13 protein-coding genes and 1 pseudogene are annotated in these 16,481 nt (G+C 69.0%); 6 read left to right on the top strand and 8 right to left on the bottom strand.

Annotated features, from left to right (window positions below; translation table 11 throughout):
- Nucleotides 1–10: 10 nt before the first annotated feature.
- The 3 genes from NY1_RS01365 to NY1_RS01355 form a co-directional block, all read right to left on the bottom strand.
- Nucleotides 11–1,171 carry an Rv3169 family protein gene (locus NY1_RS01365; protein WP_067706928.1) on the bottom strand — a complete coding sequence of 387 codons (1,161 nt, stop codon included), beginning with the start codon at nucleotides 1,169–1,171 and terminating at the stop codon, nucleotides 11–13.
- Between the two features lie 125 nt (nucleotides 1,172–1,296).
- Nucleotides 1,297–2,526 carry an aminotransferase family protein gene (locus NY1_RS01360; RefSeq protein WP_067706926.1) on the bottom strand — a complete coding sequence of 410 codons (1,230 nt, stop codon included), beginning with the start codon at nucleotides 2,524–2,526 and terminating at the stop codon, nucleotides 1,297–1,299.
- 222 nt (nucleotides 2,527–2,748) lie between these two features.
- Nucleotides 2,749–3,357: a DUF5134 domain-containing protein gene (locus NY1_RS01355; protein ID WP_157575184.1), complete on the bottom strand. Its 609-nt coding sequence runs from the start codon at nucleotides 3,355–3,357 to the stop codon at nucleotides 2,749–2,751.
- 203 nt (nucleotides 3,358–3,560) lie between these two features.
- Here NY1_RS01355 and NY1_RS01350 point away from each other — a divergent pair, with 203 nt between their 5' ends.
- Both NY1_RS01350 and NY1_RS01345 read left to right on the top strand, forming a co-directional pair.
- The gene (locus NY1_RS01350) at nucleotides 3,561–3,740 is read left to right on the top strand and encodes a hypothetical protein (protein WP_067706920.1); all 180 of its coding nucleotides are present in this window, start codon (nucleotides 3,561–3,563) and stop codon (nucleotides 3,738–3,740) included.
- 33 nt (nucleotides 3,741–3,773) lie between these two features.
- A complete protein-coding gene (locus NY1_RS01345) occupies nucleotides 3,774–4,826 on the top strand; it encodes a DNA polymerase III subunit beta family protein (protein ID WP_067706917.1) in 1,053 nt (350 codons plus the stop codon).
- 2 nt (nucleotides 4,827–4,828) lie between these two features.
- Here the strand turns inward: NY1_RS01345 and NY1_RS01340 are convergent, their stop codons facing one another.
- From NY1_RS01340 to NY1_RS01330, 3 genes are all read right to left on the bottom strand, one after another.
- The gene (locus tag NY1_RS01340) at nucleotides 4,829–6,628 is read right to left on the bottom strand and encodes an LVIVD repeat-containing protein (RefSeq protein ID WP_218028276.1); all 1,800 of its coding nucleotides are present in this window, start codon (nucleotides 6,626–6,628) and stop codon (nucleotides 4,829–4,831) included.
- 109 nt (nucleotides 6,629–6,737) lie between these two features.
- Entirely contained in the window at nucleotides 6,738–8,567 is a 1,830-nt protein-coding gene (locus NY1_RS01335; RefSeq protein ID WP_067706915.1) for a vWA domain-containing protein, read from the bottom strand.
- Nucleotides 8,568–8,569: 2 nt separating this feature from the next.
- A complete protein-coding gene (locus tag NY1_RS01330) occupies nucleotides 8,570–9,628 on the bottom strand; it encodes an AAA family ATPase (protein WP_067706910.1) in 1,059 nt (352 codons plus the stop codon).
- Between the two features lie 124 nt (nucleotides 9,629–9,752).
- Between NY1_RS01330 and NY1_RS01325 the strand changes: the two genes are divergently transcribed.
- Entirely contained in the window at nucleotides 9,753–10,088 is a 336-nt protein-coding gene (locus NY1_RS01325) for a hypothetical protein (protein ID WP_067706907.1), read from the top strand.
- Between the two features lie 5 nt (nucleotides 10,089–10,093).
- On the opposite strand, the gene NY1_RS01320 is transcribed toward NY1_RS01325, so the two are convergent.
- Nucleotides 10,094–10,492 carry a nitroreductase family deazaflavin-dependent oxidoreductase gene (locus NY1_RS01320; RefSeq protein ID WP_067706905.1) on the bottom strand — a complete coding sequence of 133 codons (399 nt, stop codon included), beginning with the start codon at nucleotides 10,490–10,492 and terminating at the stop codon, nucleotides 10,094–10,096.
- A gap of 97 nt (nucleotides 10,493–10,589) precedes the next feature.
- On the opposite strand from NY1_RS01320, the pseudogene NY1_RS43570 reads away from it, so the two are divergent.
- Nucleotides 10,590–11,234: pseudogene (locus NY1_RS43570) on the top strand (TetR/AcrR family transcriptional regulator); the annotation flags it as partial.
- 33 nt (nucleotides 11,235–11,267) lie between these two features.
- Nucleotides 11,268–11,726 (top strand): GNAT family N-acetyltransferase, encoded by a 459-nt coding sequence (locus NY1_RS43565; protein ID WP_169815300.1) that lies wholly within the window; start codon nucleotides 11,268–11,270, stop codon nucleotides 11,724–11,726.
- Here the strand turns inward: NY1_RS43565 and NY1_RS01310 are convergent, their stop codons facing one another.
- On the bottom strand, nucleotides 11,727–12,365 hold the full coding sequence (locus NY1_RS01310) for a Pr6Pr family membrane protein (RefSeq protein WP_067706902.1): 639 nt from the start codon (nucleotides 12,363–12,365) through the stop codon (nucleotides 11,727–11,729).
- Nucleotides 12,366–12,474: 109 nt separating this feature from the next.
- Between NY1_RS01310 and hrpA the strand changes: the two genes are divergently transcribed.
- Nucleotides 12,475–16,476: an ATP-dependent RNA helicase HrpA gene (hrpA, locus tag NY1_RS01305; RefSeq protein ID WP_067706899.1), complete on the top strand. Its 4,002-nt coding sequence runs from the start codon at nucleotides 12,475–12,477 to the stop codon at nucleotides 16,474–16,476.
- Nucleotides 16,477–16,481: the final 5 nt, after the last annotated feature.

The following is a 16,481-nucleotide window of genomic DNA, read 5'->3' as shown; positions in this document are numbered from 1 at the left end:
CCGGCCGGAGTCACATGAAGGTGCTCTCCTTGGTCAGGCCCAGCGCGTCGTCGCCGCCGGTGATGATCGGCTGGCAGTTGCCATAGCCGACGCCGCCGCCCACCGGGTCGGTGACGCGCACGACGGTGTCGCGGATCTGGTGCAAGCGGCGGGCATTGTCGTAGGTCGAGCAGTCCTCGATGCGCTCACCGTCCAAATGGGTTCCGGGGCCGCGCCATTCACCGTGGTAGCGGCCTTCGAACCCGTGATACAGGCCCGCGCCGAGGTGGAAGCCGGTGTCGGAGACCACTTCCACCTCCAGGGTGCGGGCGACGCCGTCGACGTCGAGCGCGTGGATGCGGCCGCCGAGCAGCCGCCGATTGTCCGGGTCGAAGCGCAGTTCGGGGGTGAGGTCACGCCAGCGCACCGCCCGGCCGTCGGGGTATTGCAGACCGCCCATGACCGTTTTCGAGGAGTAGCCGGTGACCTCGATGATCTGATAATGCAGGTGCATGCCGTAACGGGTGCCGTCCGGGCGTTCCATCAACACCGGGGACCAGATCATCCGGAATGACACCTCGGGCGGCAATTCCACGGCCTGCACATCGGTGCGCGGCTGACCGACGTCGTAGCGCACGCCCCAGGAGTGGTCGCGGGTGGAAACCCAGTCCTGCGGGGTGATCTCGGTACGGACGCCGTCGATCTCCACCCAGCCCGAGGCGGTGCCGATCTGGTGATAGCGCACCAGATCCGCGTTGACCCGGTACATGCCGCGCATATGGGTGCGGTCCTCCAGATGCGCGGGCAGCTCGGCGGTGAACAGCCAGTCGAAGGCGATGGGCTGAATATCGTTGGGCTCCAGCACGAACCGGATCTGCCGCAGCGGTTCGACCACCTCGTAGCGGACCGGGCCGATGACGGTCAGATCCGGTTCGGGCTGCAGTTCGCGATTGGCGCGCACCGTGAGCTGTTCGACGCCGCGCGAGACGCCCGCGTAGCCGTCCATCACATTGCGATTGGTGTACTTGCCGAGCCCGAAACCCAATTGCAGGCTGCCGTCCCGGGCCGCCGCCATGGCGCACACCTTCTCCGTCCAGGACAGGTCGCTGCTGGAGACCGTCCCGAAGGTGTCGGCGATCTGGTGGTGGAAACCCTCGTCCGCGGGCAGCAGGGGGCCGATCGATTCACTCATGAGTCGGACTTACCGTGCCCGCGCGCCCGCCGCCCCCTCGTGTCCCGGCCACCGGCATCGGGATGGCGGCCACGAAAACGCCGCCCGGCGCGATGACCGGGCGGCGTTTTCGGATATCCGTACGGCTACGCGTCCAGGGCGCGTGCGAAGCCCGCCGCCATCTCGGCGACCTGCTCTTCGGTGATGACGAAGGACGGCGAGATCTGCAGGGCGCCCTGCCCGGCGGCGCGGGTCGAGATGCCGTGCGCGCGCAGGGTTTTCACGAACGGCAGTGCCTCGGCCGGATCGGCGAGCTGGACCGCGGCGACCGCGCCGAGCCCGCTGCGCACCTCGGCGACGCGCGGATGCGAGGCCAGCGGCGAGAAGTGCTCGTGCAGTAGCGATTCCAGGTTCTTGCTGGCGTCCAGCAGGTGCTCGCGCTCGATGATGTCCAGGTTCGCCATGGCCGCCGCAGCCGCACCTGCGTGCCCGCCGTAGGTGTAGCCGTGCCGGAACCAGACCCCGCCGGCGAAGAACGGCTCGGCCACGCGCGGGGCCACGAACACCGCGCCCATGGGCACGTATCCGGAGGTGAGGCCCTTGGCGGTGGTCATCAGATCCGGTTCCAGGTCGAATCGCGAAGAGGCGAACCAGGATCCGCCGATGCGGCCGAATCCGGTGACGACCTCGTCGGCGACGAACAGGATGTCGTTCTCGCGGCAGATGCGGCGCACCTCGGTCAGGTAGTCCTGCGGCGGCAGGTAGACCCCGCCCGCGCCGATGATCGGCTCGGCGAAGAAGGCGGCGATCCGGCCCGCGCCGACCTCGTCGATCAACGCCTGCAGCGAGGCCGCGTCGTCCCACGCCACCGTGCGGGCGTCGGCCATGAACTCGCCGGTGTAGCCCTCGCGATTGACCGGGATGCCGGCCAGCGCGGTGCCCGCGACGTGCATGCCGTGGTACGCCTTCTGCCGGCCGACGATCAGGGTCTTCTCCGGCTTGCCCATTTCGTTCCAGTACCGGCGGGCCAGCTTGGCGGCGGTATCGACGCCGTCGGAGCCGCCGGAGGTGAACAGCACCTTGCTGCCCGGCACGGGCGCGATGCCCGCCAGCCGCTCGGCCAGGTCGCGCAGCACCGGGGAGGCCAGGTCACCGAAGTTGGAGTAGTGGGCGACATTCGTCAGCTGCGCCGCGACCGCGTCGGCGATCTCGCGGCGGCCGTGCCCGACATTGGTGAACCACAGCCCGGCGGTGGCATCCAGGTAGCGGGCGCCACCCTCGTCCCAGATATACGCGCCTTCACCGCGTGCGACGACGAACGCGCCATCGCGTTCCACCGCACCCATATCCGCGAAGCCATGCCACAGCGAACCCATCCCGCACCTCCGTAACACCGACACCAGCCCGCCCTGTCACGCGGGCCGACCTAGCACCATCACACCATCACGACCGTGAGCAGCCCTAACGGACCCCCGTCTGGGCTGCTCGCGCGGCGGACAACGCGAAACGCGGTTCCGCCTCCCGTCGGAACCGCGCCCCCGCACCCGGCCTAACCGCCCCGGATCACCGCGCGGCCGAGTGCGCGTCTTTCGTTCGATTCATCCGATCACCACCGCGACCAGCATGAGCGCCGTGCCCAGGTCCATCACCACATGCGGGACCACGGCAAGGGGTCCCGCGCCCACCGGGTGCGGGAACAGATGGCGCAGTGCCCGGCGCGCCCCGGGCACCGCCATCACCACCGCGTCGACCGCGAAAACGCCCGCCAGCGCCAGCATGACGCCGGGTGCGGGCCCGCCGGAATGCCCGTGCGCGCCGTGCCCGCTCATGGCGTACCACATGGCGGCAGCCGCCAGCACGTGGTATCCGAATGCCGCAACCCCAGCGCCCGGCATCCGTACCGCGTTGCGCCACTGCACGATCCGGCCCAGCAGCAACGTCCCGTACACCACGGTCATAGCGGTCAGCACCCCGCGCACCGCGTGCGGGTCCGCCGTGGCCGGAAACACCAGCATCGCCACCATCACCAGGCACATCATCAGATGCGCCGCATCCGACTCCCGGTCGGTCGCCCGGGTTCCGCCACCCACCACTTCCACGCTCGCGCGCACCGCCGCGAGCCGCGCCAGCACGATCATCGCCGCGACCCCGAAGGCGGCGACCGCCACCCAGCGCAATACCCCGTACTCCTGCAGGAATACCGCCACACCCACCACCTCTCCGCGCGGCGACCGGACCCTTCCATGCTCGCATCGCCCGGGCTCGCCGGGGCCCGCCTTTTCCCTGCCGAAAGCACTCCGTGACACCGCCACTCCGGGCCCGGCCGCGCCCGCCGCGGGACGGTGGCACCGGTGGTGACAGATAAACCGACCGATTCGCGGCCCGGAAACCCTTGCAAGCCTTCGGACCTGTGACCCACGATGCCGATGACCCGTTCACGGAATTGCGAGCCAGTATCGATCTGCTGCGCTTCTCGATGGACGCCATGAATTCGACGATGAAGGGCGTGCTGCAGGAGATGCGGGTGTTCGAGGCCCGCATCCGCGCGCTGGAGGGCAAGACCGCGCCGCGGGACCCGGGCGCGGCTTGACCTTCGACCTGCTCGAAGCCCGATGATCTTCGGGTGACCGATTCCGAATTGCTGCCGATTGGCCTGTTCGCCCAGCGCAGCGGGCTGACCGCGAGCGCCCTGCGCTTCTACGCGGACTCCGGGCTGCTGCCGCCCGCCGAGACCGACGCGGTCTCCGGCTACCGCTACTACAGTCCCGATCAACTCGAGCGGGCCGTCATGCTGCGCCGGTTGCGCGCCATCGCCATGCCGCTGACGGCGGTCGAAACCGTGCTGGCGGCCGGCGCGGACGAGGCCGTCCGGCTGATCGACGAGCATGTCGCCAAGGTCGCCGACGACGCCGCCCGGGCCCGGCGCACCGCCGCCGACATCAAGGCCGGGCTGCAGCCGGAGCAGGCCCGGTTCCTGGCCACGCTCAAAGGGCCGGTGCTCGCCGCGGCCATCGAACAGGTGCTGACCGCAACGGCTTTCGACGCCGAATTCCCGGTCCTGGGCGGACTGCTGCTCGAGGTCACGCCCGAGGCGGTCACGCTGACCGCCACCGATCGCTACCGGCTCGCCACCCGCACCCTGGCGCCGGTCGAACCCGCGAACGCCACCTGGTCGGGGACCGTGGACGGGAGCGAACTGCGGGCCGCGATTCCCGAAATCCGCCGGGGCGCAGTGGTTCACCTCGAAGCGAACCGGCACGGGCTCGCCCTGTTCCCGCAGGATCGCGAGGTCCGGCACTGCCGGTTGCTGCCCGAGTCCTTTCCCGACTTCCGCGCGATGCTGCGGGCGCTGCCGGCGGTCGGCACGCGCGTCACGATCGCCAAGGACGTGCTGCTGCGCGCGCTGGAGGAGCGCCCGGGCGATCGAATCCTCTTGCGGCTGAAAGGCGATGAGCTGCGCGTGATCGCGAGCCCCGGCGCCGCCGGTCCGGCGCTGCCCGTCACGAGCACCGGCCCGGACCTGGACGTGCGATTCGAGATGATCACGCTGTACCCGGCGATCAGCACCGCCCTCGGCCCGGATCTCATGATCGATCTGCGCGGCCCCGATCAGCCCGCCACCATCCGCTCCGCCGACAACGGCGACCTCACCACCCTGGCGATGCCGACCGCCTGATCTCAGCGGGCGCTGGTCCGGAACGGCGCGGCGGGAGCGTGCAGATTCGGTGCGCCCAAAAGGGATTCCGAGGACAGCGCGTAGATGCCGTCGTTGGTGAGCAGCCAGACGATATTGCGGTCGTATTCCACGTACACGCCGTGCGTCGGATTGCTGCGCGCCCAGTCGGCGGTCTCCGGTCCGAAGGTGGGCGGGGCGAAGTAGCCGGCGATCTTCGGCTGCTTCGGGTCGCTGACGTCGAAGAACTGGGCGCCCGCGTTGTAGAAGTCGTAGACGAGCAGGCCGTCGCGCGGATCGCCGGGCGAGGTGTAGTAGCCGCTGCGCTTGGGTCCGAAACTGCCGCCGCGCTGGCAGAAGTCGGTCAGCGCAGAGTCTTTCGGCGGGGTCGGCCGGGGCAGGCGTCCGACTATGCGCGGATGCGCCGGATCGGTGGCATCGACCTGGAAGATGTCCTTGTACGGCTCGTAGCAGTCCTCCGACAGCGGGTAGCCGCTCAGGTAGACCATGCCGGTGCGCTCGAACTGGGAGACGTCGACATTGTCGGCTTCGGTGCCGGAGACCGAGGGCGGAACGTCGAGATGGCCGACCTCGCGCAGGTTCGATGGATCGGAGATGTCGATGATGGACATGCCGAAACCGCCCATGGCCGCGAAGCCGTACTTGCCGCCCTGCTCGATCGGGGTGGGGATGTAGAGCGGATTGCGTGAGCCCATCCACGAAGTGCGGTTGCCGCAGCGCGGATTGGCGCGGTAGGCGGCTTCCTCGCCGCGCACCATGCCCTGCCGATGCCAGGTGTCGAGCAGGCGCGGCGTGGCCGGATCGGCCATGTCCCACACCTGGAAACCGTTGGCGTACAGGTAGGTCGGGTATTCGGTGAGCGACCAGTCGTCGCTGGGGGCGGTCGAGACGAACAGGTAGCGGCCGCCGTCCCAGTGCGGTACATCCAGGGAGCCCGAACCCTGTTGCGGTGCGGTGAAATCCGGGGCGAGCGGATCCCGCTGGTGTTCGTCGGTGCTCACCGTGGCCAGCAGTTCCCAGTCGCGCTTGCGCGGGCCGTTGAGCTTGTAGACCTTGAAACCCTTGAGCTGCTTGTCCGCTCGGGCCGCGGCCACGCCCTCGGGTGCGGCGTACTTGCTGTTCTCGGGGGTGTCGCCCATCCAGAAGGGCACCTGGCGGCGCATCTCGAAGCTCTGCACCATGATGTAGCCGTTGTAGCGGGGGCTCCATTGAATGGTGGACGCGCCCCAGAAATCACCTGCGGCCCAGTCTTTTCCGGCGACGGCCTCGTCATTGCCGGGCACGCCTGCCAGGTCCGCGCGCGACAGCGATTCGACGACCTGCACGTTCTGGACGTCGGTGATGTCGTAGACGCGGGCTTCGCTGCGGTCGTACTGGAACATGTAGCGGCGGCCGTCGAAGTCGACGATGTTCTGCCAGGAATGGAAGGGGTCGGGGGTGAACCGTTCACCGCCGTAATGCGCCTCCACCGTCACATTGGCGGACTTGTAGGTGTTCGGGTCGTACCCGCCGGTCGCGGGGAACATGTCCTTGCCGCCACCCGGGAACGGATGCTGTTCGTCCTCGTTCACGTAGGTCGCCGACGGATGCAGGAACGAGCCGTCGTTCTGCATGCCGTAACTACCCGGATCGACCTTGGACGGTCGCCGGTCGTCGCACACCATCGCCACATCGGGGTCCGTCGCCGCGACCGCGCTCCGCTCCCCGGCCACCCGCGCGGCCGTCACCCCGCCCGCCAGCACCATGACCGCCAGCCCGGCGATCCACATCTTTCGCGATTTCACAGCAGTCGAGTCTGGTCGGCGGCGGCCGGGCGCGACCCCTCCTCCGAGCCGCTCTCACCGGGCTGAATACGGGCCGCCGGGGTCTTGCGGAAGATCCGGAAGGCTGATATCAGCGCATGCGGAAGACCGGGCCGTGGGGTCGGAAGGGCAGGCCCGCGCCGGCGGGGATGAGGAAGGCGTGTTCGCGGCGGATGCGGACCACGTCGCACATGCCGTCGGTGATGACCAGGATGGGGGCGTCGGCGGGGAAATCGTCGGCGCGTTCCAGGAGACGGATGCCGGGTTGCAGGATGGTGCCGCCGCGGCCGCGCACCCTTACCCGGGAAGCGATTTCGTCCACGGGGAGATAGCCGGCGTCGTGGGCGGCGGCATCGCAGAACACCACGCGGGCGCGCGGGACGTCGCGGGCGCGGGAGTAGGCGGCGATGGCGCCCAGGCCCTTGCCCATGAGTTCACGCGACATGGAACCGGAGGTGTCCAGGACGACGCCGAAGGTGGGCAGGCGGACCGATTCCTCGGGGCGGGTCCAGGCGGGGCGCGGAATATCGGGTGTGGCGGATTGGCGGCGGGAGGCGCGGGCGTAGCTGCGGTGCTTCTCCACGGCGGGCACGTGCTCGTCGAACCATTGCGCCAGCTGGGCGTCCCACGGCAGCGGCGGTTGATCGAGGGCGCGGATCTCCTGTTCCAGTCCCGCGGGGAGGAATCCGCGGCCGCCCGACTGGTGGTAGACCAGGCCCGTGGCGAGCGCATTGCGGTAGTAGTCGTCCAGATCCAGGTAGCGGCCGGGCGCATTGCCGTGCGGCAGCGGTTCGCCGAAGATGTCGCCCGCGCCGCGGCCGCGCAGGGTGGCGAGTTTGCGCAGGCGGCGCAGGTCACCGGCGATGCGGTCGTAGATCTGTTCGGCGGAAAGACCTTTCAGCTGCGGGTCGTAGAGCAGACCCGACGGGAGTTCGCCCACCCCCATTTCGACCAGCCAGCCGTTGACCACGTAATCGCAGGCGACATTGAACAGGTAGTGGTCGCGCCAGCCCGCGCGTTCCCCGTGCCGCAGCGCGGCGTGCAGCATTTCGTGGGCGAGCACGAAACGCCATTCCTCGTCGGAGAGACCGGCGAAGGGGTTGATGTAGATCTCGGCGGCCTCGGCGTTGACGGCGGCGATCGAGATGTTCCAGCCGCGCGCCACGTCCGGGTCGGCCACGATCCGCATGCCGGCCGCGAGCGCGCCGAGCAGCGGGTAGGAGGAGACGAACCAGTTCAGGGCGCGATCCCAGACCTGCATGGTCTGCTGCCGGCCCCGGGTGACGTCGCGACCGGCGGCTTCCAGGGCGGCGCGGGCGGCCTCGCCGATACCGGTCGCGAAGCAGGTGCGATGGTCCAGGCGCTTCGCGGTGTCGCCGGTGCCGATGAAGAAGTCCGGGTACTCCTCGCGACGGTACGGCTCGGGAACGCCGGTGGTCCACCAGCGTTCGGTCAGGGCGTGCTCGTCGGTCCCGCCGGGCGGCGGCAGCACCTCGGGTGCGCGGCCGAACTTCAAGGTCAGCAGGTACTGATCGATGAGCGCGCAGCAGGCCGCCCGGTAGATCTGATGCGGCTGATGTGGCGCGGTGAGCCGGCTGCGTGCGAAACCGTTCTCCTCCAGCACCCGCGGCGGCAGCTCACGCGGATCGAGATGCCCGAATCCGGCGTGCAGCAGCAGATGCGCGAACACCCAGGCCCATTCCTCGGTGGCGCCACGGATTTTCGGGTTGTAGTGGATGCTGCCGAACGGATCGATGACGGCCCAGGTCCGCGGCGGCAGCCAATCGTCGTGCGCCTCGTGCAGGCCGTTCCACAGCCGCCGGAACATCGGATTGCCCTGCACCAGCGCCCAACCCGCGCGGCGATGCTCCACCCACGGATCGGCCGCCGCCCGGCGCTTGCGCGTCGCCCGCCCCGCCACGACTACCGCCGCGCCGCCAGCCGCGGCAGATCCCGGGTCACCTCGACCAGGAACCAGGACGGCAGCACCGGCGCGCCGTCGTCATCGGCGGCGATGACCAGCTGGGCGCACTCCACCGAGATCTCGGCGAGTTCGGTGAGCATCGTCTTCGCCCGCAGCACGAAGCGTTTCAGGCCCGCCGAGGCGTGTTCCCGGGAGGCGGGCAGTTCCTTGATCAGCCGGGCGCGGAAGGTCTCGGACAGGAAGTACAGCAGATCGCGGTCCGCCGGATCGCGCGGCCAGCCCGCGTCACCCTTGAGCACCGCCTCCAGATCGAAGGCGTGGCGCACCGTCTTCACGAACGCCCGGAACGCGGAAGCGTGCGCGGTGGTGAGGGTTCCGGACGCCAGCACCCACAGCGCCTCGTCCGCGATGTGCTCGCCGTAGGAGTGCAGGGCGTCGGAGAGCATGTGCCAGCCGCGCGGCGTGGAGAAGGGCTGCTCGGTCTTGGGCGGCGCGGACCACAGGTGATCCGGGCGCTGGGTCAGGTATTCGATGACCCACGGGTGAATATCGTTGCCCGCCGCCCACTTCAGCCAATCGTCGACATCGGCGCGCAAATGCACGTGCACCATGCGATTCACCAGGGCGGAGGCCATCGGGCGGGCCAGGGCATTGTCGGTGGCGCGATTTCCGGCCCCGATCACCACCGATCCCGCGGGCAGTTCGTAATTCCCCACCCGGCGATCGAGAATCAGCGAATAGAACGACTTCTGCACCTCGGCGGGCGCGGCATTCAATTCGTCCAGGAACAAGCAATACGGGTGCGGGCGCGCGATCATCTCCGGCGGCGCGAACCGGCTGCGATCGTCCACGATCTGCGGCACCCCGATGAGATCCTCGGGCGCGAGCTGCGTGCCCAGCAGCGTCACGCAATCCATTCCGAGCGCGTCGGCGAACGCGCGCACCAGCGAGCTCTTCCCGATTCCGGGCGCACCCCACAGAAATACCGGACGCACCACCGCGACGTGCAGCAACAACTCCGGCAACTGATCCGGGGTCACCGCGACAGTCGCTTCCAAATGCTTCCTTCCCTCCCCCGCCGCCATTTCCGGGCGGGCAATTCAGGGTAGGAAGCCGAACCGGTGCGCCGCCAGCGATTTTCGCCCGATGACCCGGCCGCCCACTCGGGCATAACATCGAAGCATGGCCAGTGAAGCGCCCGCACCGAACTGGGTGGCGATCGACGCGTGCACCCTGCCCACCGCGCAACAACCCCTGCGGGTCATCGAATTCGACGACCTGTTCGCGACCGCGCTGCGCGGCGTGGACCGTCTCTCGCCGACCCGGCTGCGGCTGGAACTCGATCCCGCCGCCGAGGCGCAGGCCCGCGACCTGGCGGACCGCGAGACGGCCTGCTGCGGGTTCTTCGGCTTCGAATTCACCACCGGCCCAACCGGTTCGGTGTGGATGGAGATCAGCGTCCCCGACCAGCGCGTGCATGTGCTGGACGGACTGGCGGCGCGCGCCCAGGCCGGCTGAGGCGGTCAGCGCCCGGAATCGGAGCTGAAGGTCACCGTGCCGCCCACGTCCATGCGCAGGAACTCGGTGATGCGGAAGAGTTTCGGCGGGTGGGCCGCGGCGGGCAGCAGTCGCAGCGCCTCGCCGGGCCCGATCAGGCGCGGGGCGGCCAGTTCGATATCGCGGCCGTCGATGCGCAGCGCCGCGCCGCCGGCGGCCAGCACATTGCGGACCCAGTCCGCGCGCGAGCCGTAGACCAGGACGAACAGGTAACCGCCTTCGACGGGGTAGGCGTCGAGGGGCGTGCGGTAGGTCGCGCCGGAGGTGCGGCCGGTGTGGGTCAGCACCGGCCATTTCCCGGCCGCGAGGGCGCGCGGGTTGAACACTCGCTTGTTCACCTGCCCCCACCATTTCGGCATCGGCATCGGAATCCCCTTCCCTTACGGGTGTAAGTGTGGCTTACAGCTGTAAGGTAGGCTTACGGATGTAAGCCTGTCAACCGTCGTCGAATCGGGAGCCGCCGTGCCACGTCCACCGCAACCGCTCAGCAGGGAACGCGTCCTGGCGGCCGCCGTCCGGGTCGCGGATCGCGGTGGCGCGGAATCGATCTCGATGCGGCGGGTGGCGCAAGAGCTGGGGGTGGAGGCCATGTCGCTCTATCACCACGTGCCGAACAAGGACGCCATGCTCGACGGCGTGGTCGACGCGGTGTTCGCGGCGATCGAACTGCCGGACGCCGAACAGGCGGATTGGCGCGAGGCCATCCGGGTGCGGGCGTACTCGGCGCGGGCGGTGCTGTCGCGGCATCGGTGGGCGCTCGGGCTGCTGGATTCGCGGCGCGATCCGGGACCGGCGACCCTGCGGCATCACGATGTGGTGCTCGGCGTGCTGAAGGCGGCCGGATTCGGGCTGGCCGATGCGGCGCACGCGGTCTCGCTCATCGACAGCTATATCGGCGGGTACGTGCTGCAGGAGGCGAATCTGCCCGCGAGCACCCCGGCCGAGGCCGAAGCGGTGGCCGAACACGTGCTCGAGCGGGTGCCGGCGGACCGGTTGCCGCATCTGCACGAGATGATCACCGGGCTCGCCTTGCGGGCGGACTACGACCACACCGCCGAATTCGGCTACGGCCTGGACCTGATCCTGGATGCGCTCGAAGCTCGCCGCGACCGCGGGCAAGGTCCTCGCCAACCTGACCGCATGCGCATCGTGCTCGACGATCTGACCGGCCCGGAAGTCATCAGCCTGCTCGAAACCCATGTTGCGGAGATGCTGGACAATTCGCCCGAGGAGAGCATGCACGCGCTCGACGTGGCGGCGCTGCGCAAGCCGGACATCACCTTCTGGTCGGTCTGGGAGGGTGCCGAACTCGCCGGATGCGGGGCGCTGAAGGAACTCGATCCGGCGCACGCGGAGATCAAATCGATGCGGACGGCTACGGCCTTCCGGGGGCGCGGGGTGGCGTCACGACTGCTCGCGCATCTGCTGGAGCAGGCGCGGCAACGCGGTTACCAGCGCGTCAGCCTGGAGACCGGATCCTCGGAGTTCTATCGGCCGGCGGTGCGGCTCTACGAGCGGTACGGATTCGAGCGCACCGGGCCGTTCGCCGAGTACACCGAGGACCCGCACAGCGTGTTCATGACCAGAACGCTGCCGTGATCAAGCCGCCCGGCGGCGCTCACGCCACCGGGCGGCCAGCTCGCCCAGCGCGATGACGGCGACCGCCAGGATCACGAAGGCGATCACCAGCACGACCAGGCCGATGGCCATCGAGAGATACCCCTGCGTGCGCGGGTCGATGAACGGGTACGGATACCAGTCCGCGATCGGGCCGCGAATCAGCGTGTAGACCCCGTACGCGATCGGATACGCCAGCCAGATCGAGATCAGCCGGGCCGAGACGCCCAGCGCCACCGGCACCAGCAGCCAGTCCACGAACAGGACCAGCGGCGTGATCCGGTGCAGCACATTGTTGGTCCACGGATAGGCGATGTCCACGTCGATGTTCTGCAACAGCAAGGTGTAGACCACGCCGGTGATGCAGATGTACAGCGTGCCCGCGCCCCGCACCCGCTGCCAGCCGATCCCCTGCGGATCCCGCAGCGCCACGATCAGCAGCACCGCGATAGCCAGCAGATTCGACTGAATCGTGAAGTAGCTGAAGAAGTTCACCACCGCGTTCCCGGCCACCGCCGGCCGCAGATGGGTGGCGGTCCACACCACCGCCGCGATATCCAGGATTCCGAACGCCAGCAACAGCAGCCGGCCCCACCACGGATGCACCGCTCGCTCGCCCATCCGCCGATGGTCGCATGCCGCGGCGAACACCGAGCGAATATCGCTCCGGCGTGGTGTCGCCCACCGCCCCGACCGGCGCGGCAACGACTTCGCTAGGCTTGACGGTGCAATGACCAGGACCGCCGCCACCTTTCGCGACCTTCGAACCCGCCTGGCCGATCTCTCGATCCGCGACGAACACCGTTTGCGTCGGCGGCTCGACAAGGCCCGCGGTACAGACCTCACCGATCTCGAGCGCGAGATCGACGCCGCCCGGCAACGCGTAGAGAACCGCCGCGCCGCCGTACCCGCGATCAGTTATCCCGAGCAGCTGCCGGTTTCGGCGCGCCGGGACGATATCGCGCAGGCGATCGCCGACCACCAGGTCGTGATCGTGGCCGGTGAGACCGGCTCGGGCAAGACCACCCAGATTCCGAAGATCTGCCTGGAACTCGGGCGCGGGATTCGCGGGACCATCGGGCACACCCAGCCGCGGCGGCTGGCCGCGCGCACGGTAGCCGAGCGGATCGCCGAGGAACTGGGCACCGAACTGGGCGATGTGGTCGGCTATACGGTGCGTTTCACCGATCAGGCCTCGGATCGCACGCTGGTCAAGCTGATGACGGACGGCATTCTGCTGGCCGAGATCCAGCGCGATCGCATGCTGCGGCGCTACGACACCATCATCATCGACGAGGCGCACGAGCGCAGTCTCAATATCGACTTCCTGCTCGGGTATCTGAAGCAGTTGCTGCCGAAGCGGCCGGATCTGAAGGTGATCATCACCTCGGCGACCATCGATCCGGAACTGTTCGCGCGGCACTTCAGCGATGAAAAGGGCTCGCCCGCACCGATCGTCGAGGTGTCGGGGCGCTCGTATCCGGTGGAGATCCGGTATCGCCCGCTGTCGCTGGAACTTCCGGTCACCTCCGAGGATCCCGACGACGAGGACACCGAGATCGTCGACCGCGATCCCACCGACGCCATCGCCGATTCGGTGCGCGAACTGCAGGCCGAGGGCGACGGCGACATCCTGGTGTTCCTGTCCGGCGAGCGCGAGATCCGCGATACCGCCGATTCGCTGCGCGATTTGCGTTTGCCGCGCACCGAAATCGTGCCGTTGTACGCGCGGCTGTCCGCGGCCGAACAGCACAAGGTGTTCGAGGCCCACACCGGGCGGCGCGTGGTGCTGGCGACCAACGTGGCCGAGACCTCGCTGACCGTGCCCGGCATCCGCTACGTCATCGATCCGGGCACCGCGCGAATCTCCCGCTACTCCATGCGCACCAAGGTGCAGCGGCTGCCCATCGAACCGGTGTCGCAGGCCTCGGCGCGGCAGCGGTCCGGTCGTTGCGGTCGTGTCGCGGACGGCATCGCCATCCGGCTGTACTCCGAGGACGATTTCGAATCCCGGCCGCAGTTCACCGAACCGGAGATCCTGCGCACCAATCTGGCCGCGGTCATTCTGCAGATGACCGCGCTCGGGCTGGGCGATATCGAGAGCTTCCCGTTCGTGGAGGCCCCCGACAATCGCGCCATTCGCGATGGCATCGCCCTGCTCGAGGAGCTCGGCGCGCTGGGGCGCAAGGCCGAGGACGGCGGGGCCGATATCCCGGACGCCGGGCTGGTGCTCACCGCCATCGGCCGGGAAATGGCGCAGCTGCCGGTCGATCCGCGCATGGCCCGCATGCTGGTGGAGGCGCAGCGCGGCGGCTGCCTGGCCGAGGTGCTGGTCATCGTGGCGGCGCTGTCCATCCAGGATGTGCGGGAACGCCCGGTCGAGCATCAGCAGGCCGCCGACACCAAGCACGCGCGATTCACCGTGGAGGGCTCGGATTTCCTGGCCTACCTGCGGCTCTGGGATTACCTGGGCGATCAGCGCAAAGCCCTGTCGTCCAATCAGTTCCGGCGCATGTGCCGCGACGAATTCCTGCACTACCTGCGCATCCGGGAATGGCAGGACCTGCACGGGCAGCTACGCACCATCACCCGCGGGCTGGGCTGGAACACCGACGCCTCGAACACCGAGCGCTCCACCCTCGACTCCGACGCGCTGCCCTGGGACATCACCTCGATCCATCAGGCGCTGCTGGCCGGCATGCTCTCGCATATCGGCGTCCGCGAGGCCGAGACCCGGGAATTCCTGGGCGCGCGCAATGCCAAGTTCATGATCTTCCCCGGCTCGTCGCTGGCCAAGAAGCCGCCGCGCTGGGTGATGGCCGCCGAACTGGTGGAGACCTCCCGGCTGTGGGGTCGCACCGCGGCCCGGGTGGAACCGGAATGGGCCGAACGGCTGGCCGGCGATCTGGTGAAACGCACCTACTCCGAACCGCATTGGTCGGCCAAGCGCGGCGCGGCGCTGGCCTACGAGCGGGTCACGCTGTACGGGATTCCGCTGGTCACCCAGCGCCGGGTGGATTTCGGGCGGATCGATCCGGAGCTGTCGCGCGAACTGTTCATCCGGCACGCGCTCGTACAGGGCGAATGGCAGACCCGGCACGAGTTCTTCGCGCGCAATCGCGAATTGCTCGACGATGTGGCCGATCTGGAGCATCGGGCCCGCCGCCGCGACATCCTGGTCGACGATCAGGTGCTGTTCGAGTTCTACGACCAGCGGATTCCGGCCGATGTGGTGTCGGTGCGGCATTTCGACAGCTGGTGGAAGAAGACGCAGCGCAAGGAACCGGCGCTGCTGGACTTCACCGCGTCCACCATCGTGAACGAGGATGCGGCGCTGCTGGATCCGACCGCGTATCCGGACAGCTGGCGGCAGGGTGAGCTGACCTTCCCGCTCACCTATCAATTCGAGCCCGGCCAGGCCGACGACGGTGTGACCGTGCACATTCCGATCGCGCAACTGGCGCATGTGCGGGCGGTCGGTTTCGACTGGCTGGTGCCCGGGATGCGCGAGGAGCTGGCGGCGGCGCTGATCAAAACGCTGCCGAAGCAGTTGCGGCGCATGGTGGTGCCCGCGCCGGACTTCGCGCAGGCGGCGCTGGCGCGACTGACGCCGCGGGCCGAACCGCTGCGCATCGGGCTGGCGCGGGAGCTGTCGCAGCTCGGGTCGGTGACCATTACCGCCGGTCAGCTGGATCCGGCGGGGCTGCCCGACCATTTGCGGATGACCTATGCCGCCGTGGACGCGGGCGGGGAAATCGTCGCGCGCAGCAAGGATCTGGCGGAGCTGAAGGCGAAGCTGGCCACCCAGGTGTCGAAATCGGTGGCGCGGGCCAACAATGCCGCCGAGCGCGCCCCGGCCACCGTGTGGACTTCCGAATCGCTGGGCACGCTGGAGAATTCGGTCAAACGCCAGGTCGGCGGGCAGACCATTACCGGGTATCCGGCGCTGGTGGCGGAGCCGGACGGGGTGGCGGTGCGGGTGCTCAGCTCGCCCGGCGCCCAGGCGGCGGCCATGCGGGTCGGCACCCGGACACTGCTGCTCAATGCCGTACCGACCAGTCCGCGCGCGGTGACCGCGAGCCTGAAACCGGCGGATCGGCTTGCGCTGAGCCAGAATCCGTACGGATCGCTGGACGCGCTGGTCGAGGACTGCCGGGCCTGCGCCGCCGATGAGCTGATCGCGGCCAATGGCGGGCCGGTGCGCAGCCCCGAGCAGTTCAAGGCGCTGGTGGAGAAGGTGCGGCCGCAATTCACCACGGCGGTGGCGAATGTGGTGCGCGCGGTGGTGCCGGTGCTGGCCGAGGCGCATCGGGTGCGGGCGGCGCTCACCGAGACCCGCGATCGCGATGCGGTGCAGGATGTGCGGCATCAGCTCGATGATCTGGTGTTCGCGGGCTTCATCTCCGAATGGGGCAGCGCCCGATTGCGGGAACTGCCACGGTATCTGGAGGCCGCGCGCCTGCGACTGGAGGCGCTACCCGCGTCGGCCAATCGCGATCAGGCGGGCATGGTCGAATTGGATCGGGTGCACGCCGCCTACGACCGGCTCGTCGATCAACTGCCCGAGGGGCGCAAGGGCGGGCGCGATGTGGTCGAAATCTGGTGGATGATCGAGGAATTGCGGGTCAGCCTGTTCGCGCAGCAGCTCGGGACGCCGTTCCCGGTGTCGGCCAAGCGCATCGAGAAGGCCATCGACGCGGCCCGGCGGCCGCCGCAGCAGCCGCGCCGCTGATCACC

Source organism: Nocardia yamanashiensis NBRC 100130 (genome assembly GCF_001613325.1).
Classification (GTDB): domain Bacteria; phylum Actinomycetota; class Actinomycetes; order Mycobacteriales; family Mycobacteriaceae; genus Nocardia; species Nocardia yamanashiensis.
Note: the sequence above shows the minus strand (reverse complement) of the source record. Positions and strands in the feature narration are given on the sequence as shown.